The organism is Pseudokineococcus basanitobsidens, assembly GCF_037482545.1.
Taxonomy (GTDB): Bacteria; Actinomycetota; Actinomycetes; order Actinomycetales; family Quadrisphaeraceae; genus Pseudokineococcus; species Pseudokineococcus basanitobsidens.
Genome location: NZ_JBBIAA010000003.1, coordinates 260,270 through 282,797, shown reverse-complemented (window position 1 = coordinate 282,797; position 22,528 = coordinate 260,270). Strand labels below are relative to the sequence as shown.

Genomic DNA, 22,528 nt, shown 5'->3' with positions numbered 1-22,528 from the left:
CCCCCCCCCCCCCCCCCCCGGGCCGTGCTGGGTGCCGCCGGCGCCCGGGTGCGTCCCGGGGCCGACGACCGGGCTCAGCTGCCGGAGCCGGTGAGCTTCTCGCGCAGGGCCGCCAGCGCCTCGTCCGAGGCCAGGGTGCCCTCGCTGCTCCCGCCGTCGCCGCTCGGGGCCGGCGACGAGGGGGCCGACGACGAGCTCGAGCGGGAGGAGGAGCCCGACGACGAGGAGGACGAGGAGGACGACGAGCCGGAGCCCGAGGAGTAGGACGTCGCGGGGGTGTCGCCCGCGGTGACGGCCTCGGCCTCGGCCTCGTTCGCCGAGGCGACCTGGCGCTTGTGCGCCTCCCAGCGCGCCTGGGCCTCGGCGTACTGCCGCTCCCACTCCTCGCGCTGGGCCTCGAAGCCCTCGAGCCACTCGTTCGTCTCGGGGTCGAAGCCCTCGGGGTACTTGTAGTTCCCGGCCTCGTCGTACTCCTGCGCCATGCCGTACAGCGACGGGTCGAACTCGCTGCTCGTGGGGTCCAGCCCCTCGTTCGCCTGCTTCAGCGAGAGCGAGATCCGGCGACGCTCGAGGTCGATGTCGATCACCTTGACGAAGATCTCGTCGGCGACCGAGACGATCTGCTCCGGCACCTCGACGTGGCGCACGGCCAGCTCGGAGATGTGCACGAGGCCCTCGATGCCCTCGTCGACGCGCACGAAGGCGCCGAAGGGGACGAGCTTGGTGACCTTGCCCGGCACGACCTGCCCGATCGCGTGCGTGCGGGCGAACTGCTGCCACGGGTCCTCCTGCGTCGCCTTCAGCGACAGGGAGACCCGCTCGCGGTCCATGTCCACGTCGAGCACCTCGACGGTGACCGGCTGGCCCACCTCGACGACCTCGGAGGGGTGGTCGATGTGCTTCCAGGAGAGCTCGGAGACGTGGACGAGCCCGTCGACGCCGCCCAGGTCCACGAAGGCGCCGAAGTTGACGATCGAGGAGACGTTCCCCGAGCGGACCTGGCCCTTCTGCAGCGTCTGCAGGAAGTTGTGGCGGACCGCCGACTGGGTCTCCTCGAGCCAGGCGCGGCGGGAGAGGACCACGTTGTTGCGGTTCTTGTCGAGCTCGATGATCTTCGCCTCGAGCTCCTGGCCGACGTACGGCTGCAGGTCGCGGACGCGGCGCATCTCCACCAGCGAGGCGGGCAGGAAGCCGCGGAGGCCGATGTCGAGGATGAGGCCGCCCTTGACGACCTCGATGACGGTGCCGGTGACGACACCCTCCTCGTCCTTGATGCGCTCGATCGTGCCCCAGGCGCGCTCGTACTGGGCGCGCTTCTTGGACAGGATCAGCCGGCCCTCCTTGTCCTCCTTCTGGAGGACCAGGGCCTCGACCTCGTCGCCGACGCCGACGACCTCGCCCGGGTCGACGTCGTGCTTGATCGACAGCTCGCGCGAGGGGATGACGCCCTCGGTCTTGTAGCCGATGTCGAGGAGCACCTCGTCGCGGTCGACCTTGACGATCGTCCCGGAGACGATGTCACCGTCGTCGAAGTACTTGATGGTCGCGTCGATCGCGGCGAGGAAGTCCTCGGCCGTGCCGATGTCGTTGATCGCGACCTGGGGGGTGCCGGAGGGGCGCTCGGTGGTGGTGGTCATGAAGTCGGTGGGCTCCGATGCGGACGGTGGTGTCGGGCGGCACCGCTGGGCGCGGCGTCGTCGCGTGGTCAGGGGTCTGCGCCCGTCCGCCCGCGGCCGACGGCCTCCGCCGACGCGTCGCCCGGCCGGGGCCGGACCCGTCCGGCGAGGAGGACGAGAGCCGCGCGCAGGACACGCGCCGGGCCAGCGTACGCGCCGCCCCGCCGCGCGCACAAAGCCCCGCCCGGGCGTGGTCCACCATGGCCGGCGTGACCACCCCGCCGCCTGCCCCCCACGACGTCGGCGGCGACCGGGCGCCCGCGCGCAGCGCCCTGGCCGCGGTCGGGTACCGCCCCGTGGGCGCCCCGGACACGGTGCGCGCCAACCGCGGCTGGTGGGACGCGGCGGCGCCGGGCTACCTCGCCGAGCACGCCGGCCACCTCGGGGGGCGGGACCTGGTGTGGGGCCCCGAGGGCGTGCGGGAGGCCGACGCCCGCCTGCTGGGGGACGTGCGCGGTCGCCGGGTCCTCGAGGTCGGCTGCGGGGCGGCGCAGGGCAGCCGGTGGCTCGAGGACGCCGGGGCCGACGTGGTCGGGCTGGACCTGTCCGCCGGGATGCTCGCGCAGGGCAGGGCGGAGGACCCCGGTCTCGTCCTCGTGCAGGCCGACGCCGCCCGCCTCCCCCTGGCCGACCGGTGCGTCGACGTCGCCGTCTCCGCGTACGGCGCGCTGCCCTTCACCGCCGAGCCGGAACGGGTGCACGCCGAGGTGGCGAGGGTCCTGCGGCCCGGTGGCCGCTGGGTCTTCAGCCTCACCCACCCCGTGCGGTGGGCGTTCCCCGACGACCCCGGGGAGGCAGGGCTACGGGCCACGAGCAGCTACTTCGACACCACTCCGTACGTGGAGACGGGCGAGGAGGGCGAGGTCCTCTACGCCGAGCACCACCGCACGCTGGGCCAGCGCGTCCGCGAGGTGGTCGCCGCCGGCTTCCGCCTCGTCGACCTGGTCGAGCCGCGCTGGCCCCCGGGCCGGGAGGTCGTGTGGGGAGGCTGGAGCCCGCTGCGCGGCCGCCTGCTGCCCGGCACGGCCGTCTTCGTCTGCGTGCTGGACACCTGACCGGCGCCGCCCCGCCCCGGGACGTGCCGGACGGGCGGTCGGGCTCAGCCGACGGGACGGTGCCGGAGCACGTCGAGCGCGGCGGGCAGGGCGAGGCCGAGCCCGGCCGCGGCCCCGCCGACCGCCGCGGCGACCGCGCCGACCCCGGTGCCCAGCAGGGCGTCCCGGGCGGCGACGAAGACGAGTGCCCCGAGGAGCACGGCCAGGTAGGGCAGCGCCGTGCGGACGCCGCGGCGGCGCCGGCGCGGCGCCCGCAGCAGGAGCGCCGCGCTCACGACCGCGGCGTCCAGCGCGGCGAAGGACAACCACAGCGCCACCGCGTCCCCGACGAGCAGGCCGACCCCCGTCACGACGGAGAGCGGCAGGGCCACGACCACGGCGACGCGCTGGGCCAGCAGGACCCGCGCGTCCTCGACCTGCGCGCCGGTGGCGTCCGGAGGGGTGCTCATGCGCTAGTGACCGGCCTCGTGCCACGAGGTGCCGACGCCGACGGAGACGTCGAGCGGCACGGACAGCTCGGCGGCGCCGGCCATCTGCTCCCGCACGAGCGCCTCGAGGGCGTCCCGCTCCCCCGGCGCGACCTCCAGGACGAGCTCGTCGTGCACCTGCAGGAGCATCCGCGAGCGCAGCCCCTGCTCGGCGACCGCCCGTTCGACGCCGAGCATCGCCACCTTGATGACGTCCGCCGCCGAGCCCTGGATGGGGGCGTTGAGCGCCATCCGCTCGGCCATGTCGCGGCGCTGGCGGTTGTCGCTCGTGAGGTCGGGCAGGTAGCGCCGCCGCCCGAGGATGGTCTCGGTGTAGCCCGTCGAGCGCGCCTCGTCGACGACCCCCCGGAGGTAGTCGCGCACCCCGCCGAAGCGCTCGAAGTACTCGTCCATGAGGCCGCGGGCCTCCTCGACGGCGATGCGCAGCTGCCGGGAGAGGCCGAACGCCGACAACCCGTACGCCAGGCCGTACGACATCGCCTTGATCTTGCTCCGCATCGCCGGGGTGACGTCGGCGGGCTCCACGGCGAAGACGCGGCTGCCGACGAAGGAGTGCAGGTCCTCGCCCGACCGGAACGCCTCGACGAGACCCTCGTCGCCGGACAGGTGCGCCATGATCCGCATCTCGATCTGGCTGTAGTCCGCCGTCAGCAGGCTCTCGTAGCCCTCTCCGACGACGAAGGCGCGGCGGATGCGACGCCCCTCCTCGGTCCGGATCGGGATGTTCTGCAGGTTCGGGTCGGTCGAGGACAGCCGGCCCGTGGCCGCGATCGTCTGCTGGTAGGTCGTGTGGATGCGTCCGTCCGGCGCCACGGTCTTGAGCAGGCCCTCGACCGTCTGCCGCAGCCGGCTCGCGTCGCGGTGCGCCAGCAGGTGCACGAGGAAGCCGCTGCCCGGGTGGCCGTCCGTCTTGACGAGCAGGTCGGCGAGGGCCTCGGCGTCGGTCGTCCAGCCCGTCTTGATCCGCTTCGTCCGCGGCATCTCCAGCTGCTCGAAGAGCACCTCCTGGAGCTGCTTCGGCGAGCCGAGGTTCACGCGCCGGTCGATGACGGCGTACGCGGCCTCGGCCTGCTCCTCCACCGTGGCGGCGAACTGGTCCTCCAGGGCTCGCAGCTGCGCACCGTCGGCGGCGACGCCGCGCGCCTCCATCCGGGCCAGGACCCCGACGAGCGGCAGCTCGAGCTCGGCGAGCAGCGCCGTCCCGCCGCGCTCGGCCAGCTCGGCGGCCAGGACGTCGTCGAGCTCGGCGACCGCGGCGGCGCGCACGGCCGCCCCGGGCGCCGGGTCCGGCGCCCCCTCGGGTGTCGCGGGGCCGTCGACGTCGAGCGTGAGCTGGGGCTCCTCCTCGCCCTGCTCGCGCTCCTCCTCCTCGACCCGCAGCTCGCGGTGCAGGTGACGCAGCGCGAGGTCGGCGAGGTCGTACGAGCGCTGGTCGGGACGGCAGAGGTAGGCCGCCAGCGCCGTGTCGCCGGCCAGGCCGGCCACCGCGAGCCCCGCTCCCGCGAGGGCCTGCAGCGGCCCCTTCGCGTCGTGGACGACCTTCGCCCGGCCGGGGTCCGCGAACCAGGTCGCCAGCACCGCACGGCCCTCGTCGTCGAGCACCGAGCCCTCCGCCGGGCCGTCCGCCGCCTCGGCCGGGCCCTCTCCGTCGGTACCGGCCTTCCCTGCGGCGGCGGCGAGCGAGAACCAGGCGGCGGTGCCGTCGGCGGCGGCGAGGGCGAGGCCCGTGGCCTCCCCCGTGCCGGCGCCCCAGCGGCCGAGCACGTGCACGCCCACCGCTGCGTCGCCGAGCGCGTCCAGCCACCGACGAACCTCGGCGGCGCCCCGCGGACGGGCGACCCGGACGGAGAAGCCGCCCTCGGCCTCCGGCTCGGGGGTGGCCAGCGTGGCGAACAGGCGCTCGCGGAGCACCCGGAACTCCAGCGCGTCGAAGACGCGGTGCACCTCCTCGCGGTCCCAGGGCGCGACGACGAGGTCGTCCACGACGACGGGCAGGTCGAGGTCGGTGACGAGGCGGTTGAGACGGCGGTTGCGCAGCACCTGGTCCAGGTGGTCGCGCAGCGACTGGCCCGCCTTCCCCTTCAGCTGGTCCACCTCCGCGACGAGCCCGTCGAGCCCGTCGTGCGCGGCGAGCCACTTGGCGGCCGTCTTGGGGCCGACGCCGGGGACGCCGGGGAGGTTGTCGCTGGTCTCCCCCACGAGCGCGGCGAGCTCGGGGTAGCGCTGCGGGCGGACCCCGTACCGCTCCTCGACGGCGTCCGGCGTCATCCGCACGAGGTCGGAGACGCCCTTGCGCGGGTAGAGGACGGTCGTCGCGTCGTCGACGAGCTGCAGGGCGTCCCGGTCCCCCGTCGAGACGAGCACCTCGAAGCCCTGCGCCCGCGCCTGCGTCGTGAGGGTCGCGATGACGTCGTCGGCCTCGAAGCCCTCCTTCTCCACGACGGGGACGCGCAGCGCCGCGAGCACCTCCTTGACGAGCCCGACCTGCCCGGAGAACTCGGCCGGCGTCTTCGCCCGGCCCGCCTTGTACTCGGCGTACTCCTGCGCCCGGAAGGTCTCCCGCGAGACGTCGAAGGCGACGGCGACGTGCGTCGGCGCCTCGTCCCGCAGCACGTTGATGAGCATCGACGTGAAGCCGTAGACGGCGTTGGTGACCTGGCCCGTCGTCGTGGAGAAGTTCTCGACGGGGAGGGCGAAGAAGGCCCGGTAGGCCATCGAGTGGCCGTCGACGAGCAGCAGCCGCGGACGGCTGCCCTCGGCCCCCGCCAGCGCGGCGCCCTGGGCGCCCGCCTGCGCCCTCGGGTCCCCGGCGGCGTCCTCGCGGGAGCCCGCCGGGCCGCCGGACGACGGCGTCACGAGGTCGTCGTCGGGGCCGGCACCGGGACGCAGGAGGGCGCTGTCGCTCACGCCCGCCAGACTAGGCGCCGTGACCGACGACGACCCCGGCGCGGACGGCCCCACCGGCGACGGGGGCGCACCGCCCCAGGCCGCTCCGGACGTTCCGCCCGTCCCGGAGGCCCCGCCCACCCCGGACGCCTGGGATGCGCTGCGCGCCCTCGCCGCGGAGGACCCGGCCGCCGCGGCACGGGCGGCGACGGCCGTGTGCGCGGGCACCCTCGCCGAGCGGACGGGCACCGAGTTCGTCTCCGTGGCCCCGGACCAGGTGGTCGCCCGGATGCCGGTGGCGGGCAACACCCAGCCGGCCGGGCTGCTGCACGGCGGCGCCTCCGCGGCCCTCGCCGAGACGGTCGGCTCCGTCGGCGCCACCCTCGCCGCGGGGCCGGGCGTGGTCGCCGTCGGTGTCGACCTCAACGCGACCCACCACCGTGCGCTCACCCCCGCCCGCTCGGCCTGGGTCGTCGCGACCGGTCGGCCGCTGCACGTCGGGCGCCGGGTCGTCAGCTACGAGGTCGTCGTCACCGACGACCAGGGGCGCCGGGTCTGCACCGCGCGGCTCACGTGCCAGCTGCTGGCCGCCCGCGGCGGGTGACCACCGCCCTCGCCGGGCCCGGCCCCCCGCACCAGGCGTGAGGCCCGCAGGGCAGGCCCGGAGGTCACGGCGGGTCCGGAGGTCAGGGCAGGAGGAAAGGCCCCGGAGGTCGGGCCGGAGGTCAGAGGGTGCCGGTGAGCCCGCGCTCGCGGCGGCGGCGGGACAGGACGCGTTCGACGGCGGCGCGCCGGGAGGCGGCCGCGTCGAGGCGCTCGTCGAGGACGGGCGGCGGCGCGGTCGGACGCGGGCCGCGCAGGGCCTCCCGCAGGGCCGCCACCGACGCGCTGCGCTGCACGACGAGCGGCGAGAAGCCGAGGCGGGCGAGGAACCGCTGCGCCTCCCGCCCGCTCGGGGGCGCCGACACGACGATGCGCGCGAGCCCGTCGTCGTGGGCCGAGCGCGCGGCGGCGGCGAGGAGGGCCCGGCCCACCCCTCGTCGGCGCTGGTCCGGGGCGACGGCGAGCTGCTCCACGTGCGCGGCGGAGCGCTCGGACAGCGGCAGGACCTCGCCGCGCCGCAGGACCAGGACGCCCACGGCGCGCTCGCGCAGCTCGGCGAGCAGGACGAGGACGTCGTGCCGGGACAGGGCGCTCGCGACCACCGCCTCGGGGAGCCGGCCGTCGGCCGGGTCCCCGGACGAGCCGCCCGCGCCCGGCCCGGCGTCGCCGGCGACCGGTGCGGACCCGTCCCTCGCCGACCCCGCGGCACCCGCCGCGCCGGCGCGCACGTCGGCGACGAGCGCCAGGACGGCGCCCGCGTCCTGCGGTCCCGCCGTGCGTACCACCAGCCTCGAGCCGCCCACCTGCCACCACCTCGTCGTCGCCTGCGTCGGGCGGGCGGAGCGTAGTGCGGCCGGGCGCAGCGGTCCCGGGCGCCGTCCCCGACGTCCCGCCTCGTCGACCGGCGACCACCCGGACGGGTGGGAGCAGCCCTCCCGCGGTCGGCGCGCGGGCTCCCGTCGTCGAGTTGGGCGAGGTGCGCCCTGCGCACGGCCGCCTCGTGGTTGAGTACGCCCGCTCGACCGCCGGGCGCCCGTCGCGGCGGTGGGCGGAGCCGTCCTGCCGAGGGGAGACCACCCGTGCCCGACCCGTGCCGAGCGGCGCCACCGCCGCTGGCCCTCCCGCGAGGGCTGCTGGCCCTCGTCGTGCTCGCGCTCGTCGCCGTCCTCCCGGCCGTCGGCGCCACGGGCGCCGCCGCGGCGACGCCGGCGCCGTCCGCGGCCGGGTCGGCGGCGACCCCCGACCCGGCGGTCACGACCGAGAGCGACCCCGAGGGCGAGACGATCACCGTCCGGGTGCGGACCGCGGACCGCGAGGACGTCGCCGGGGCCACCGTCACCGCCACGAGCGCGGGCGTGGACCCCGTGACGGGGACGACGGACGACGGGGGTCTGGCGGAGCTGGTGGTCCCCGGGACCGGCACCTACTCGGTGCAGCTCGACGTCGACACCCTCACGGGCCCCGCCGCCGAGCTGCTGCCCCGCGAGAACCCGGTGCAGCGGTCGGTGACCTCCGGGAGCGCCAACCCGGTCATCTTCCAGCTCTCCGAGGACGGCGGCGCCGGCGCCGACGCCGGTGGGGTCAGCGCCGGGCAGGTCGCCCAGCTGCTCGCCAACGGCCTCCGCTACGGCCTCATCATCGCGCTGGCCGCGATCGGCCTGTCCATGGTCTTCGGCACGACCGGTCTCACGAACTTCGCGCACGGCGAGCTGATCACCTTCGGGGCGCTCGTCACGTACGCGCTCAACGTCGGCGTCGGCCTGCCCTTCCTGCTCGCCGCCCCGCTCGCGGTGGTGGCCGGGGGCGTCTTCGGCCTCGCCAACGACCGGCTCCTGTGGCAGCCGCTGCGCCGGCGGGGCACCGGGCTCGTCGCCATGATGATCGTCTCGATCGGGCTGGCGCTCTTCCTGCGCTACCTCTGGCTGTACCTGTTCGGCGGCTCGACGCAGACGTACGCCGACTACCAGGGGCAGCGGGGCCTGGACCTCGGGCTGTTCACCCTGCGGCCCATCGACCTCTTCAGCATGGGCCTCGCCGCCGTCGTCCTGGTCGTCGTCGGCCTCGTCCTCGTGCGCACGCGGCTCGGCAAGGCCACCCGCGCCGTCTCCGACAACCCCGCGCTGGCCGCCGCCTCCGGGATCGACGTCGACCGGGTGATCCGCACCGTCTGGATCTCCGGCGCCGCGCTCGCCGGGCTGTCCGGGGTCCTGCTGGGCCTCGCCCAGCAGGTGCAGTACCAGATGGGCTTCCAGATCCTGCTGCTCGTCTTCGCCGCGGTGACCCTCGGCGGCCTCGGGACGGCCTTCGGCGCCGTCGTGGGCGCCCTCGTCATCGGCGTCTTCCTCGAGGTGAGCACGATCGTCATCCCCACCGAGCTGCGGAACGTCGGCGCGCTCCTCGTCCTGATCCTCGTCCTGCTCGTGCGGCCCCAGGGCATCCTGGGCCGCGCGTCGCGGGTCGGCTGAGCGGAGCCCCCCGTGGACTGGTCCTCGATCCTCACCCAGACGGCGCGGTCGGCCATCGGCCTGGAGACCGTCATCTACGCGCTCGCCGCCGTCGGGCTCAACGTGCAGTTCGGCTACGCCGGCCTGCTGAACTTCGGCCAGGCCGCCTTCGTGGCCGTCGGCGCCTACGGCATCGCCGTCACCGTGACCGTCCTCGGCCTGCCCTTCGGCGTCGGTGTCGTCGTCGGCCTCGTCGCAGCCGTGCTCCTGGCCGTGCTGCTCGGGATCCCGACGCTGCGGCTGCGCGCCGACTACCTCGCCATCGCGACGATCGCGGCCGCCGAGATCGTCCGGCTCACCGTGCGCAGCTCGACGCTGCGCGAGCAGACCGGCGGGTCGAGCGGCCTCTCCGGCTTCGCCGAGGGGTTCTACGCCCTCAGCCCGCTGGAGCAGGGGGGCTCCTACGGCTTCGGGCCGTGGGTCTTCGGCGCGCGGCTCGCCTGGGTGCTCCTGGTGGGCTGGGTGCTCATCGCCCTGTGCTGCCTCGTCGTCTGGCTCCTCATGCGCAGCCCGTGGGGGCGGGTGCTCAAGGGGATCCGCGAGGACGAGGACGCCGTCCGCAGCCTCGGCAAGAACGTCTACGCCTACAAGATGCAGGCGCTCGTCATCGGCGGTGTCATCGGCGCCCTCGCGGGCTTCCTCTTCGGGCTCGGCCGCGCCTCCGTCCAGCCCGACCTGTACGGCACCGAGCTGACCTTCTTCGTGTACACCGTGCTGCTCCTCGGCGGGGCCGCCCGCGTCCTCGGCCCCGTCGTCGGCGCCGCGATCTTCTGGGTGGTCCTCGTGCTCACCGAGAACGTCCTGGTGCAGGCGGTGGGCGCCGGGTACGTCCCGGAGGCCATCATGAGCTCCACGCAGGTGGGGCAGGTCCGCTTCATGCTCGTGGGCATCGCGCTGATGCTGCTCATGATCTTCAGGCCGCAAGGCATCTTCGGCGACCGGAGGGAGCTGGCGATCGATGCCCGCTGACGACTCGACCCCGCACGGCTCGCACCCGGCCCGACCGGGGGCGGGGACCTCGGACCACGAGCCCTCGCCGCCGTCCCCGGCGACCCCGCTCGCGGGCACGGCGGACGCCGGCCCCGTGACCGACCTCGAGGACGACCGCGCACCGGCGCAGGCCACCGGTCCCGGTCCCCGCGCGCTGGCCGCGCGGGCGGCCCTGCGCGACGTCCCCCACGTCCCCGGCGCGCCGAAGCCCGACCCGGTCCTCGTCGCGGACGGCGTCGTCCGGCGCTTCGGCGGCCTCACCGCCGTCGACGTGGCGCACGTCGAGGTCCAGCGCGGCGCCATCACGGCCCTCATCGGCCCCAACGGCGCCGGCAAGACGACGTTCTTCAACCTCCTCACCGGCTTCGACCGGCCCGACGAGGGGTCGTGGACCTTCGAGGGACGCAGCCTCGCCCGCGTGCCGGCCCACCGGGTCGCGCGGCGCGGCATGGTCCGCACCTTCCAGCTGACGAAGGCGCTCTCGCGCCTGACGGTCATCGAGAACATGCGCCTGGGCGCCACCGGCCAGGTCGGCGAGCGGCTCCTGTCCGCGATGTTCGGCCGGCTGTGGCGGGGCCAGGAGGAGTCCAACACCCGGCGGGCCGACGAGCTGCTCCGCCGCTTCAAGCTCGACGCCAAGCGCGAGGACTTCGCCGGCAGCCTCTCCGGCGGGCAGCGCAAGCTCCTCGAGATGGCCCGGGCCCTCATGACGGAGCCGCAGATGGTGATGCTGGACGAGCCGATGGCCGGGGTGAACCCGGCCCTCACGCAGTCGTTGCTCGGTCACGTCAAGGACCTGCGCGAGCAGGGCATGACCGTGCTCTTCGTCGAGCACGACATGGACATGGTCCGGGACATCTCCGACTGGGTGGTCGTCATGGCGCAGGGCACCGTCGTCGCCGAGGGACCGCCGGACGCCGTCATGGCCGACCCGGCCGTCATCGACGCCTACCTCGGGGGCCACCACGACACCCCCCTCACCGAGGAGGACGAGGAGCAGCAGGTCGCCGCCGCCGAGGCGGAGCTCGAGCGCGAGCACGACCGGGAGGTCGGATGATGAGCGCGCGCGAGATCGAGGGCCAGGACCGCTCCGAGCACCTCGCCGGCGCCGAGGGAGCCGTCCTGCGGGCGGACGAAGTCGTCGCCGGCTACCTGCCGGGGGTCAACATCCTCAACAGCTGCGACCTCTACGTGACGCCGGGCGAGCTCGTCGCCATCATCGGCCCCAACGGCGCAGGCAAGTCGACCCTGCTCAAGGCCCTCTTCGGCCTCGTGAAGGTCCGGTCCGGGTCGGTGCGCCTCGGGGACGCCGACATCACGGGGATGGGCGCCGACAAGCTCGTCACCCGCGGCGTCGGCTTCGTCCCGCAGAACAACAACGTCTTCCCGTCCCTGACGATCTCGGAGAACCTCGAGATGGGGCTCTTCCAGGCCCCGCAGCGCTTCCGCGAGCGCTTCGACGCCGTCGTCGACCTCTTCCCCACGCTCGGCAAGCGCCGGGGCCAGCGCGCGGGCTCGCTGTCGGGCGGAGAGCGGCAGATGGTGGCCATGGGCCGGGCGCTCATGATGGAGCCGCAGGTCCTGCTCCTCGACGAGCCCTCCGCGGGCCTCTCCCCCGCACTGCAGGACGAGGTCTTCATCCGCACGCGGCAGATCAACCGCACGGGCGTCTCGGTGGTCATGGTCGAGCAGAACGCCCGCCGGTGCCTGCAGATCTGCGACCGCGGCTACGTCCTGGACCAGGGGCGCAACGCCTACAGCGGCACGGGCAAGGACCTGGCGCAGGACCCGAAGGTCATCCAGCTCTACCTGGGCACGCTGGCCGGCGCCTGAGCCGCCGTCCCCCGGACCGACGTCCCCCGGGACCGACGTCCCGGACCGGCGTCCCCGGGGACGCGCTCCGCACGCACGAAGGGCCCCGGTGCCGCAGCACCGGGGCCCTTCGCGTACGCCGTCGCGGTGTCAGCCGACCGAGCCCTCCACGTAGGAGTCGTTCTCGTAGCTGTTGTCCTCCACGTAGGAGTAGATGCCGATCGTGGCCTCGGTCGGGTCGCCGAGGTCTGAGAACTCGACCGGCCCGGAGACGCCCTGGTAGTCGATGTCCTCGCCGGCCTGGAGGAGCTCGAGGCACTCGGCGTACGTCGAGCACTCCGTGCCCTCACGGCTCACGGCCGGGAGCTGGGACGCGATGCTCGCCCCGCTGTCGTCGCCCGCGGCGACGGCCGCGAGCGCCGTCATGATGACCGCGTCGTACGACTCCGGCGCGTAGCTGAAGTCCTGCAGCGACGGGTCGACCTCGAGGAGGCGGTCGCGGAAGTCGCCCGTCGACGCGGCCCCGGGCAGCGTGCCCTTCGTCCCCAGCAGCGCGCCCGGCTCCAGGCCGTCGTCGCTGTAGTTGGCGAGGTTCCCGTCGACGAGGTAGAGCGGCACCTCGCTCGGCCCGATCCCCTGGGAGATGAGCTCGGGGATCACGCGCAGGGACTCGTCGAAGCCGATGAGCACGATGGCCTCGGGGTCGGTCTCGGCGAGCTGCGCCACCTCGGCGCTGTAGTTCGGCGCCTGCGGGTTGTAGATGATCGGCTCGCCACCGGCGATGCTCCCGCCGCCCGCCTCGATGGTCTCCTGCACGTTGGCCGCCAGGCCCGTGCCGTACGGGTCGTCGATGGCCATGACCCCGATGTCCAGGTACCCGTCACCGACCACGAGGTCACCCATGACGCGTCCCTGGAGGACGTCCGAAGGCGCCGTCCGGAAGTACAGGCCCGAGTCCTCCGCGCAGGTGAAGTCGGGTGCCGTGTTGGCGGGCGAGATCTGCACCACGCCGGCGCCCGTGATCGCGTCGATCACCGTGAACGAGACGCCGGAGGAGGCGGCACCCACGATCGCGTCGACGTCCTGGCCCAGCAGGCGCTGCACCGTCGTGGAGGCGATGTCGGTGTTCGTGTCGCCCGAGTCGCCCTCGGAGTAGGCGACGTCCTGGCCGTTGTAGCCGCCGTTCTCGTTGATCTCCTGGACGGCGAGCTGCACGCCGGCGAACTCGGGGGGGCCGAGGAAGGCGAGGTTGCCGGTCTGCGGCAGGAGCGACCCGATGGTGAGGACGCCGTCACCGGTGGCCTCGGGCGGGGTCTCCGGCTCGCACTCCTCCACACCGGCGGTCGCGGTCGAGGACGGCGCGGCCGACGAGGACGCCGACGGGGCGTCCGAGGCGGCGGGGGCGGACGCGTCGTCCGACCCGCTGTCGCCGCAGCCGGCGAGGGCCAGGGCGGAGACGCCGACCAGCGCCGCCGTCCGCCGGGCCAGGATGGTTCGCTTCATGCAAGGGCTCCTTCGTCCCGGGGGCTCGTCGCCCCCGAGGTCTGGTGGGTGCCCGGAACGTAGTCGAGCGCTCCACCGTGCGGACCCCCGGACGCGCATCCTGCGCCGCTCGTCACCACTTCGTGACCCGGCGCCCCCGCCTCCCGGCGGGGTGCCCGCCTCAGCCCTTGCCGACCTGCTCGAGCACGACGTCGGCCACCTCGCGCATGGTGAGGCGACGGTCCATCGAGGTCTTCTGGATCCACCGGAACGCCTCGGGCTCGGACAGCCCCATCTGCTGCTGCAGGAGCCCCTTCGCGCGCTCGACGCGCTTGCGGGTCTCGAACCGCTCGGTGAGGTCGGACACCTCGTCCTCGAGGGCCCGCAACTCGGCGTGCCGGCTGAGCGCGATCTCCACCGCGGGCAGCAGGTCCGCCGACGTGAACGGCTTGACGACGTACGCCATGGCGCCCGCGTCGCGCGCCCGGTCCACGAGCTCCTTCTGGGAGAACGCGGTGAGCAGCACCACCGCGGAACGACCGTGGCGACCGATCCGCTCGGCCGCCGAGATGCCGTCCAGCACCGGCATCTTCACGTCCATGACGACCAGGTCGGGCGACTGCTCCTCGACCAGGCGCACGGCGCTCTCGCCGTCGCCCGCCTCCCCGACGACGTCGAAGCCCGCCTCCGTGAGCGTCTCGACGACGTCGAGCCGGATGATCGCCTCGTCCTCCGCGACGACGACGCGCCGCCGCGGACCGTCCTGCTCTCCGGCGCCGTCGCCGCTGCTGCTCGTGGTGCTGGGCTGCTCGCTCACGCCGGTCACCCTAGCCCCCGGTGCTCCTCGCCCGGGGACGCCGCGGCGCCACCACCCGGTCCGCCGACGGGCGACGCGCTAGCGTTCGCGTCGCGCCCCGGTATCCCAACCGGCAGAGGAAGTGGCCTCAAAATCCACTCAGTGTGGGTTCGAGTCCCACCCGGGGCACCACACCGTCGGCCCGCGCCGACGAGCGGGGCGGGTGCCGAGGACGGGGCTCCTCTCCGGGCACTGCCTCGGCGCGCGGTGGCCCCGTCCGCCGCCGGTCCGGGCGCCGGCCTGACGTGCCCTGCGAGCACCCCCGCCCTCGACGGCGTGCCCCTCGCCGCCCCCACCGTCGCCCGTGATGATCCCGGGTGGGCCGGTGCGGTCGGGGACGGTGTGGTCGGGGGTCGGCGGGTCAGGCGGAGGGGGCGGAGGCCTCGGCCTCGGCGCGGGTGTCGCGGTAGGCCTGGGTGACGCCGTGGACGGCGTCGCCCATGCGGTGCGCGCGCAGCGCGTTCGTGGAGCCGGGGATGCCCGGGGGCGCGCCCGCGACGACCACGACGAGGTCGCCCTCGGCCGCCACCCCGTTCTCCAGGAGGCGCTCGTCCATCGCCAGCACCATCGCGTCGGTGTGCGTGACGTAGGGCATGAGGAAGACCCGCACGCCCCAGGTCAGGGCGAGCTGGGCGCGCACGGCCGGTTCCGGGGTGAAGACGATGAGGGGGATGTTCGAGCGCAGCCGTGACATCCGGCGGGCGGAGTCCCCCGTCGCGGTGAACACGACGAGGTGCTTGGCGCCGAGGTTCACACCCACGTCCAGCGCCGCGCGCGTGATGGCGCCGCCCTTGGTGTGCGGGTTGGTGCCCAGCGGCGGGATCCGGTCCAGGCCGTGGTCCTCGGTGCTCTCGATGATCCGCGCCATGGTCCGCACCGCCTCGACGGGGTACTGGCCGACGCTCGTCTCGCCCGACAGCATGATGGCGTCGGCGCCGTCGAGCACGGCGTTGGCGCAGTCCGAGGCCTCGGCGCGCGTCGGGCGCGGGGCGGAGATCATCGACTCGAGGACCTGCGTCGCGACGATGACCGGCTTGGCGGCGCGCCGGCAGAGCTCGACGGCGTGCTTCTGGACGATCGGCACCTGCTCCAGCGGGAGCTCCACGCCGAGGTCGCCGCGCGCGACCATGACGCCGTCGAAGGCGTCCACGACGGCCTCGAGGTTCTCGACCGCCTGCGGCTTCTCCACCTTGGCGATGACGGGGACGCGGACGCCCTCCTCGTCCATGATCGCGTGCACCTGCTCGACGTCCGCCGCGTCGCGGACGAAGGACAGGGCCACGAGGTCGCACCCCTGGCGCAGGCCCCAGCGCAGGTCGTCGACGTCCTTCTCCGACATCGCGGGGACGCCGACCGCGACGCCGGGCAGGTTGAGGCCCTTGTTGTCCGAGACGACGCCGGGCACGACCACCTGCGTGGTGACCCGGGGGCCGTCGACCGCCGTGACGCGCAGGGAGACCTTGCCGTCGTCGACGAGCACGAGGTCGCCGGGGCTCACGTCGCCGGGCAGTCCCCGGTGCGTCGTCGACACCTCGCGGGCGTCGCCCGGCACGTCCTCGGTCGTGATCGTGAAGGCGTCGCCCACCTCGAGCACCTGCGGCCCCGCGGCGAAGCGGCCGAGGCGGATCTTCGGGCCCTGCAGGTCGACGAGGACGGCCACGGCCCGGCCGGCCTCCTCGGCGGCGCGCCGGACGGCGTGGAGGCGCTCGGTGTGCTCGGCGTGCGAGCCGTGGCTGAGGTTGAAGCGCGCCACGTCCATGCCCGCGTCCACGAGGGCGCGCAGCTGCTCGTCCGAGGAGACGGCGGGCCCGAGGGTGCAGACGATCTTCGCGCGGCGCATGTGACGCACCTTACAGAGACGACCCGCTCCGCCCCGACCGGCGAGCCGGGAGGGGCGGCCGCGTCCCCGGCCGCGGGGCTGCGCACGGGGACCCGCGCGCAGCCCCGGCGGACGTCAGACGACCAGCGGCCGGTCGTGCGGGCGCACGGGCGCGGGCAGCGTGCTCGGGCGGCCGGTGAGGTGCGCGTCGACGGCCGCGGCGGCGGCGCGGCCCTCGGCGATCGCCCAGACGATCAGCGACTGGCCGCGACCGGCGTCCCCGGCGACGAAGACGCCCGGCACGTCGGTGGCGTACGAGCCGTCCCGCGCGACGTTCCCGCGCTCGTCGAGCCCCACGCCGAGCTCGTCCAGCAGGGGGCCGCGCTCGGGACCGGTGTAGCCCGTCGCGAGGAGCACGAGCTGGGTGTCGACGACCTCCTCGGTGCCCTCGACGGGGCGGACCTCGCGACCCACCCGCTCGGCCTGCACGAGCTCCAGCCCGGCGACCCGCCCGTCCTCGCCGGCGAGGAAGCGCGTGGTCGAGGCGGTGAAGCGGCGCTCGCCGCCCTCCTCGTGCGCGCTCGTCACCTCGAACAGGCGCGGGTCCACCGGCCACGGCTCCCCCGCGCCGCGCTCGGCCGCCGGCTGCGGGCCGTGCGCGAGCTGCGTCACCGACCGGGCCCCCTGGCGCAGCGCGGTGCCCAGGCAGTCGGCACCGGTGTCGCCGCCGCCGATGATGACGACGTCGCGACCGCGCGCGTCGAGGTGCTCGGGCACGCCCCGGCCCTCGGGGCCCTCCCCGTGCCCTCGCGCGGCCCGGTTGGCCGGCACGAGGTACTCCATCGCCGGCACGACCCCGGGCAGCTCGCGGCCCGGCACGGGCAGGTCCCGCGGCTCGGTCGCCCCGACCGCGAGCAGGACCGCGTCGTAGCGGGCGACGAGCGCCGTCCCCGGCACGGCGCCCGGGGCGCCGCCGCCCACGGGGGTCCCGGGGCGGAAGCGCGTCCCCTCCGCCCGCATCTGCTCCAGCCGGGCGTCGAGGAGGTCCTTCTCCATCTTGAACTCGGGGATGCCGTAGCGCAGGAGCCCCCCGATGGCGTCGTCGCGCTCGTACACGGCGACGGTGTGCCCGGCCCGGGTGAGCTGCTGCGCCGCGGCGAGGCCCGCGGGCCCCGAGCCCACGACGGCCACCGTCCGGCCCGTCAGGCGGTCCGGCGGCTGCGGGACCACCCAGCGCTCGTCGAAGGCGCGGTCCGCGATCGCCACCTCGACCTGCTTGATGGTCACCGGCGGCTGGTTGATGCCGAGCACGCAGGCGCTCTCGCACGGGGCGGGGCACAGCCGGCCCGTCACCTCGGGGAAGTTGTTCGTCGCGTGCAGCCGCTCGACGGCCTCGGCCCAGTCCCCGCGCCAGGTCAGGTCGTTCCACTCGGGGATGAGGTTGCCCAGCGGGCAGCCCTGGTGGCAGAAGGGGATGCCGCAGTCCATGCACCGCCCCGCCTGGCGCAGGAGCGCCCCCTCGTCGCGCTGCTCGTACACCTCGCGCCAGTCCATGATCCGGACGTCGACGGGCCGGCGCGCCGGCTCCTCGCGCTCGCGCTGGGTCAGGAAGCCCTTCGGGTCAGCCACGGGTCGCCTCCACGATGCGGCCCCAGACGACGTCGCCGTCCGGGTCGAGCCCTTCCTCGGCCGCCTCCGCCCGCACGGCGAGGACGCGGGAGAACTCCCGGGGCAGGAGCTTGGTGATGCGGTCGAGCCCCGCGTCGCCGGCGGCGAGCAGGGCCGTGGCGACCTCGGAGCCCGTCTCGTCCCGGTGCCGCACGAGCAGGTCGCCGACGACCACGCGGTCGGCCTCGTCGAGCGGGTGGACGCCGAGCTCGCCGCTGCGGACGGCCGCGGCGTTGACCTCGGCCTCGTCCAGGTCGAGGACGTACGCCGTGCCGCCGGACATGCCGGCGCCCACGTTGCGGCCGGTCGCCCCCAGCACGAGCACCGTGCCCCCCGTCATGTACTCGCAGGCGTGGTCGCCCACGCCCTCGACGACGGCCGTGGCGCCCGAGTTGCGCACGCAGAACCTCTCCCCCACGGTGCCGCGCAGGAACATCTCCCCCGACGTCGCGCCGTAGCCGATGGTGTTGCCGGCGATGACGTTCTCGGCCGCGGCGAAGGGGGCCGACGGGTGCGGCCGGACGACGACGCGGCCGCCGGACAGCCCCTTGCCCACGTAGTCGTTGGCGTCGCCGACCAGGCGCAGGACGACCCCGCGCGGCAGGAACGCCCCGAACGACTGGCCGGCGCTGCCCGTGAGGGTCACGTCGACCGTGCCGTCGGGCAGGCCGTCCGCGCCGTACCGGCGGGTCACCTCGTGGCCGAGCATCGTGCCGACCGTCCGGTTCACGTTGCGGACGCCGCTGCTCACCTCCACGGGGGTGCCGTGGTCCAGCGCCTCACGGCTCATCGCGATCAGCTGGTGGTCCAGCGCCTTCTCCAGGCCGTGGTCCTGGTCCTGCGTCCGCCGCCGCGAGGCTCCCGGGGCCAGCTGCACCTGGTGCAGGACGGGCGCGAGGTCGAGGCCGGAGGCCTTCCAGTGGTCGACCGCGCGGCGCACGTCGAGCAGGTCGCTGCGCCCGACCGCCTCGTCGAGCGACCGCAGGCCGAGCGCCGCGAGGTGCTCGCGGACCTCCTGGGCGAGGAACTCGAAGAAGGCGACGACGAACTCGGCCTTCCCGCCGTACCGCGCCCGCAGCTCGGGGTTCTGCGTCGCGATGCCGACGGGGCAGGTGTCGAGGTGGCACGCCCGCATGAGGATGCAGCCGGAGACGACGAGCGGCGCCGTGGAGAAGCCGTACTCCTCGGCGCCCAGCAGCGCGGCGACGACGACGTCACGGCCCGTCTTGAGCTGGCCGTCGACCTGCACGGTGATGCGGTCGCGCAGCCCGTTGAGCAGCAGGGTCTGCTGCGCCTCGGCGAGCCCGATCTCCCACGGGCCGCCCGCGTGCTTGAGCGAGGTGAGGGGGCTGGCCCCCGTGCCGCCGTCGTGGCCGGAGATGAGCACGACGTCGGCGTGCGCCTTGCTGACGCCGGCCGCGACCGTCCCGACACCGATCTCGCTGACGAGCTTGACGTGCACGCGCGCCGACGGGTTGGCGTTCTTGAGGTCGTGGATGAGCTGGGCGATGTCCTCGATCGAGTAGATGTCGTGGTGCGGCGGCGGCGATATGAGGCCGACGCCCGGCGTCGAGTACCGCGTCCGGGCGATCCACGGGTAGACCTTGTGCCCGGGCAGCTGCCCGCCCTCCCCCGGCTTCGCGCCCTGGGCGATCTTGATCTGCAGGTCGTCGGCGTGCGTGAGGTACATGCTCGTGACGCCGAAGCGCCCGGAGGCGACCTGCTTGACCGCGCTGCGCCGCTCCGGGTCGAGGAGCCGCTCGACGTCCTCGCCCCCCTCGCCGGTGTTGCTGCGGCCGCCGAGGCGGTTCATCGCGACCGCGAGCGTCGCGTGCGCCTCCTCCGAGATCGAGCCGTAGCTCATCGCGCCGGTGGAGAACCGCTTGACGATCTCCGAGACCGGCTCGACCTCCTCGACCGGGACCGGCGGCAGCACGCCCTCGCGGAAGGAGAAGAGACCCCGCAGCGTCGCCAGGCGCTCGGACGTGTCGTCGACGCGCCGCGTGTACTGGCCGAACACGTCGTAGCGTCCGGCGCGCGTGGCGTGCTGGAGCCGGAAGACCGTCTCGGGGTCGAAGAGGTGGGGCTCGCCCTCGCGGCGCCACTGGTACTCCCCGCCGACCTCGAGCCGGCGGTGCGCGGGGGCGATGCCCCCGAGCGGGTACGCGGTGCGGTGGCGGCGCGCCACCTCCTCGGCGAGGACGTCGAGGCCGACGCCGCCGAGCTGGGTGGTCGTCCCGGTGAAGTACCGGTCGACGAGGTCCTGCGCGAGGCCGATCGCCTCGAAGGTCTGCGCGCCGCGGTAGGAGGCGACGGTCGAGATGCCCATCTTGCTCATGACCTTGAGCACGCCCTTGCCGAGGGCGTAGATGAGGCGGCGGACGGCGTCGGCGGGCTCCAGCCCCTGCACGACGCCGGAGCGCACCTGGTCCTCGACGGACTCCATGGCCAGGTACGGGTTGACGGCGGCCGCCCCGTAGCCGACGAGCAGCGCGACGTGGTGGACCTCCCGCACGTCACCGGCCTCGACGACGAGGCCGACCTGCGTCCTCGTCTTCTCGCGCAGCAGGTGGTGGTGGACGGCAGAGGTCAGCAGCAGGGACGGGATGGGCGCCGTCGCGGCGTCGGAGTCGCGGTCGGTGAGGACGACGAAGCGCGCGCCGTCGGCGATCGCCGCGCTCACCTCGGCGCAGATCTCGTCCAGGCGCTCCGCCAGCGCCTCGCCGCCGCCGTCGACGCGGTACAGGCCCCGCACCCGCACGGTCTGGAAGCCGGGCAGGTTGCCGTCCGCGTTGACGTGGACGATCTTCGCGAGCTCGTCGTTGTCGATGACGGGGAACGGGATGACGAGCTGGCGGCAGTGCGCCGGCCCGGCGTCGAGCATGTTCTGCTCGGGCCCGACCCCCGTGGTCAGCGAGGTGACGAGCTCCTCGCGGATGGCGTCCAGCGGCGGGTTCGTCACCTGGGCGAACATCTGCGTGAAGTAGTCGAAGAGCAGCCGCGGCCGGGTGGAGAGCACGGCGATGGGCGTGTCGGTGCCCATCGAGCCGATCGGCTCGGCGCCCGCCCGCGCCATCGGCGCGACCAGCAGCCGCAGCTCCTCCTCGGTGTAGCCGAAGGTCTGCTGGCGCCGCGTCACGGAGGCGTGGGTGTGCGCGACGTGCTCGCGCTCGGGCAGGTCGCCGAGGCTGACGAGACCGGCGTGCAGCCACTCGTCGTAGGGGTGCGCGGCCGCGAGCTCGGCCTTGACCTCCTCGTCGTCGACGATCCGCCCGGCGGCGGTGTCGACGAGGAGCATCCGGCCGGGCTGGAGCCGGCCCCGCCGGACCACCCGGGCGGGGTCGAGGTCGAGCACGCCGGTCTCGCTCGCGAGGACGACGAGCCCGTCGTCGGTGACGGCGTACCGCGAGGGGCGCAGCCCGTTGCGGTCCAGGACGGCGCCGATGAGCGTGCCGTCGGTGAAGACGACGTCGGCCGGGCCGTCCCAGGCCTCGGTGAACATGGAGTGGAACTCGTAGAAGGCCCGGCGGGCCGGGTCCATCTGCTCGTGGTTCTCCCAGGCCTCCGGGATCATCATGAGCATCGCGTGCGGCAGCGAGCGCCCGCCCAGGTGCAGCAGCTCGAGCACCTCGTCGAAGGACGCGGAGTCGCTGGCGCCCGGGGTCACGACGGGGAAGAGCCGCTGGAGGTCACCGGGGATGACGCTCGACGCGAGCATGCTCTCGCGGGCGCGCATCCAGCCCCGGTTGCCCTGGACGGTGTTGATCTCCCCGTTGTGGGCGATGAGCCGGAACGGGTGCGCCAGCGGCCAGGACGGGAAGGTGTTCGTGGAGAACCGGGAGTGCACGACGGCCAGCTCGGTGGTGTACCGCCGGTCGGACAGGTCGGGGAAGAAGGGCTCCAGCTGGCCCGTGGTCAGCATCCCCTTGTAGGTGATCGTGCGGCAGGACAGCGAGGCCACGTAGGTCCCGGCCTCGCGCTCCGTGCGCTTGCGCAGGCAGAAGGCGCGGCGCTCGAGGGCCATGCCCGTGATCCGCGCCGAGCGGCCGGCGACGAACAGCTGCCGGAACCGCGGCATCGCCGCCCGCGCCGTCAGGCCGACGAGGTCGGCGGCCACCGGCACGTCACGCCAGGCGAGGACGACGAGGTCCTCCTCCTGCGCCAGCGCCTCGACGCGGGCCTGCACGGCCGTCGCCGCGTCCTCGTCCACGGGCAGGAAGACGGTGCCGACCGCGTAGGCCCCGCGCGGCGGGAGGTCGACCCCCTGGTCGGCGAGCACGGCGCGGAACAGGTCGTCGGGGACCTGCGTGAGGATGCCCGCGCCGTCCCCCGTGTCCTCCTCGGCGCCGACGGCGCCGCGGTGGTCGAGGTTGCGCAGCGCCGTGAGGGCGGCGTCGACGATGTCGTGGCCGGGCTCGCCGCGCAGCGTCGCGACGAAGGCGACGCCGCACGCGTCGTGCTCGTGCCGGCCGTCGTACAGGCCCTGGGGGGCGGGGGTGCCGGGCCCCGCGGGCTCGGGCACCGGCTGCTGCGGCGGGGGGGTCGGGCTCATGGGTCTCGCACCATCCTCACGGGGACCGCGTGCGGTCGACGTGCCCCGCGCGCCGGCGGGACGGGGGACGGGGAGGGGGCGTGACGGCCCCCGGGTCGGGTGAAGGTACACCGCGCGGCGCCGCTCCCCGGCGGGCC

The 22,528-nt window shown here is 74.8% G+C and carries 15 protein-coding genes and 1 tRNA gene; 7 read left to right on the top strand and 9 right to left on the bottom strand.

Translation table 11 applies throughout. The annotated features are described in order from the left end of the window. Positions 1 to 74: 74 nt before the first annotated feature. On the bottom strand, positions 75 to 1,637 hold the full coding sequence (rpsA, locus tag WDZ17_RS05560) for a 30S ribosomal protein S1 (RefSeq protein WP_339574139.1): 1,563 nt from the start codon (positions 1,635 to 1,637) through the stop codon (positions 75 to 77). A gap of 239 nt (positions 1,638 to 1,876) precedes the next feature. Between rpsA and WDZ17_RS05555 the strand changes: the two genes are divergently transcribed. Continuing rightward, a complete protein-coding gene (locus WDZ17_RS05555; protein WP_422631823.1) occupies positions 1,877 to 2,731 on the top strand; it encodes a class I SAM-dependent methyltransferase in 855 nt (284 codons plus the stop codon). A gap of 44 nt (positions 2,732 to 2,775) precedes the next feature. Here WDZ17_RS05555 and WDZ17_RS05550 read toward each other — a convergent pair whose 3' ends face one another. Together WDZ17_RS05550 and polA are read right to left on the bottom strand one after the other, a co-directional pair. Next, the gene (locus WDZ17_RS05550) at positions 2,776 to 3,180 is read right to left on the bottom strand and encodes a hypothetical protein (RefSeq protein ID WP_339574137.1); all 405 of its coding nucleotides are present in this window, start codon (positions 3,178 to 3,180) and stop codon (positions 2,776 to 2,778) included. Positions 3,181 to 3,183: 3 nt separating this feature from the next. Beyond that, entirely contained in the window at positions 3,184 to 5,988 is a 2,805-nt protein-coding gene (gene polA / locus WDZ17_RS05545; protein WP_422631841.1) for a DNA polymerase I, read from the bottom strand. Between the two features lie 277 nt (positions 5,989 to 6,265). Between polA and WDZ17_RS05540 the strand changes: the two genes are divergently transcribed. Next, positions 6,266 to 6,709 carry a hotdog fold thioesterase gene (locus tag WDZ17_RS05540; RefSeq protein WP_422631840.1) on the top strand — a complete coding sequence of 148 codons (444 nt, stop codon included), beginning with the start codon at positions 6,266 to 6,268 and terminating at the stop codon, positions 6,707 to 6,709. 121 nt (positions 6,710 to 6,830) lie between these two features. On the opposite strand, the gene WDZ17_RS05535 is transcribed toward WDZ17_RS05540, so the two are convergent. After that, entirely contained in the window at positions 6,831 to 7,511 is a 681-nt protein-coding gene (locus tag WDZ17_RS05535) for a GNAT family N-acetyltransferase (protein WP_339574134.1), read from the bottom strand. Between the two features lie 276 nt (positions 7,512 to 7,787). Here WDZ17_RS05535 and WDZ17_RS05530 point away from each other — a divergent pair, with 276 nt between their 5' ends. The 4 genes from WDZ17_RS05530 to WDZ17_RS05515 are packed head-to-tail and all read left to right on the top strand — an operon-like array spanning position 7,788 to position 12,035. After that, the gene (locus WDZ17_RS05530; protein ID WP_339574133.1) at positions 7,788 to 9,173 is read left to right on the top strand and encodes a branched-chain amino acid ABC transporter permease; all 1,386 of its coding nucleotides are present in this window, start codon (positions 7,788 to 7,790) and stop codon (positions 9,171 to 9,173) included. Positions 9,174 to 9,185: 12 nt separating this feature from the next. Then, complete coding sequence (locus tag WDZ17_RS05525) at positions 9,186 to 10,181, top strand: branched-chain amino acid ABC transporter permease (RefSeq protein ID WP_339574132.1); 996 nt, start codon at positions 9,186 to 9,188, stop codon at positions 10,179 to 10,181. Further along, positions 10,171 to 11,259 (top strand): ABC transporter ATP-binding protein, encoded by a 1,089-nt coding sequence (locus WDZ17_RS05520; protein ID WP_339574131.1) that lies wholly within the window; start codon positions 10,171 to 10,173, stop codon positions 11,257 to 11,259. Before WDZ17_RS05525 ends, WDZ17_RS05520 begins: the two co-directional genes overlap by 11 nt. Next, the gene (locus tag WDZ17_RS05515) at positions 11,259 to 12,035 is read left to right on the top strand and encodes an ABC transporter ATP-binding protein (RefSeq protein WP_339574130.1); all 777 of its coding nucleotides are present in this window, start codon (positions 11,259 to 11,261) and stop codon (positions 12,033 to 12,035) included. Before WDZ17_RS05520 ends, WDZ17_RS05515 begins: the two co-directional genes overlap by 1 nt. 129 nt (positions 12,036 to 12,164) lie before the next feature. Here WDZ17_RS05515 and WDZ17_RS05510 read toward each other — a convergent pair whose 3' ends face one another. Beyond that, on the bottom strand, positions 12,165 to 13,517 hold the full coding sequence (locus WDZ17_RS05510; RefSeq protein ID WP_339574129.1) for an ABC transporter substrate-binding protein: 1,353 nt from the start codon (positions 13,515 to 13,517) through the stop codon (positions 12,165 to 12,167). A gap of 160 nt (positions 13,518 to 13,677) precedes the next feature. Beyond that, positions 13,678 to 14,313 (bottom strand): ANTAR domain-containing response regulator, encoded by a 636-nt coding sequence (locus tag WDZ17_RS05505; protein ID WP_339574128.1) that lies wholly within the window; start codon positions 14,311 to 14,313, stop codon positions 13,678 to 13,680. Positions 14,314 to 14,407: 94 nt separating this feature from the next. On the opposite strand from WDZ17_RS05505, the gene WDZ17_RS05500 reads away from it, so the two are divergent. Then, positions 14,408 to 14,484, top strand: a tRNA-Leu gene (locus WDZ17_RS05500). Positions 14,485 to 14,713: 229 nt separating this feature from the next. On the opposite strand, the gene pyk is transcribed toward WDZ17_RS05500, so the two are convergent. The 3 genes from pyk to gltB form a co-directional block, all read right to left on the bottom strand. Next, entirely contained in the window at positions 14,714 to 16,192 is a 1,479-nt protein-coding gene (gene pyk, locus WDZ17_RS05495; RefSeq protein ID WP_339574127.1) for a pyruvate kinase, read from the bottom strand. Positions 16,193 to 16,306: 114 nt separating this feature from the next. After that, positions 16,307 to 17,800, bottom strand: a complete 1,494-nt coding sequence (locus tag WDZ17_RS05490; RefSeq protein WP_339574126.1) for a glutamate synthase subunit beta — start codon at positions 17,798 to 17,800, stop codon at positions 16,307 to 16,309. Beyond that, complete coding sequence (gene gltB, locus WDZ17_RS05485) at positions 17,793 to 22,391, bottom strand: glutamate synthase large subunit (protein WP_339574125.1); 4,599 nt, start codon at positions 22,389 to 22,391, stop codon at positions 17,793 to 17,795. Before gltB ends, WDZ17_RS05490 begins: the two co-directional genes overlap by 8 nt. Between the last annotated feature and the right edge of the window lie 137 nt (positions 22,392 to 22,528).

Excerpts from the sequence above, each read along its gene's own strand:
- rpsA (WP_339574139.1), bottom strand. The coding sequence starts at position 1,637 with ATGACCACCACCACCGAGCGCCCCTCCGGCACCCCCCAGGTCGCGATC.
- WDZ17_RS05555 (WP_422631823.1), top strand. The coding sequence starts at position 1,877 with ATGGCCGGCGTGACCACCCCGCCGCCTGCCCCCCACGACGTCGGCGGC.
- WDZ17_RS05550 (WP_339574137.1), bottom strand. The coding sequence starts at position 3,180 with ATGAGCACCCCTCCGGACGCCACCGGCGCGCAGGTCGAGGACGCGCGG.
- WDZ17_RS05520 (WP_339574131.1), top strand. The coding sequence starts at position 10,171 with ATGCCCGCTGACGACTCGACCCCGCACGGCTCGCACCCGGCCCGACCG.
- WDZ17_RS05515 (WP_339574130.1), top strand. The coding sequence starts at position 11,259 with ATGAGCGCGCGCGAGATCGAGGGCCAGGACCGCTCCGAGCACCTCGCC.
- WDZ17_RS05510 (WP_339574129.1), bottom strand. The coding sequence starts at position 13,517 with ATGAAGCGAACCATCCTGGCCCGGCGGACGGCGGCGCTGGTCGGCGTC.
- pyk (WP_339574127.1), bottom strand. The coding sequence starts at position 16,192 with ATGCGCCGCGCGAAGATCGTCTGCACCCTCGGGCCCGCCGTCTCCTCG.
- gltB (WP_339574125.1), bottom strand. The coding sequence starts at position 22,391 with ATGAGCCCGACCCCCCCGCCGCAGCAGCCGGTGCCCGAGCCCGCGGGG.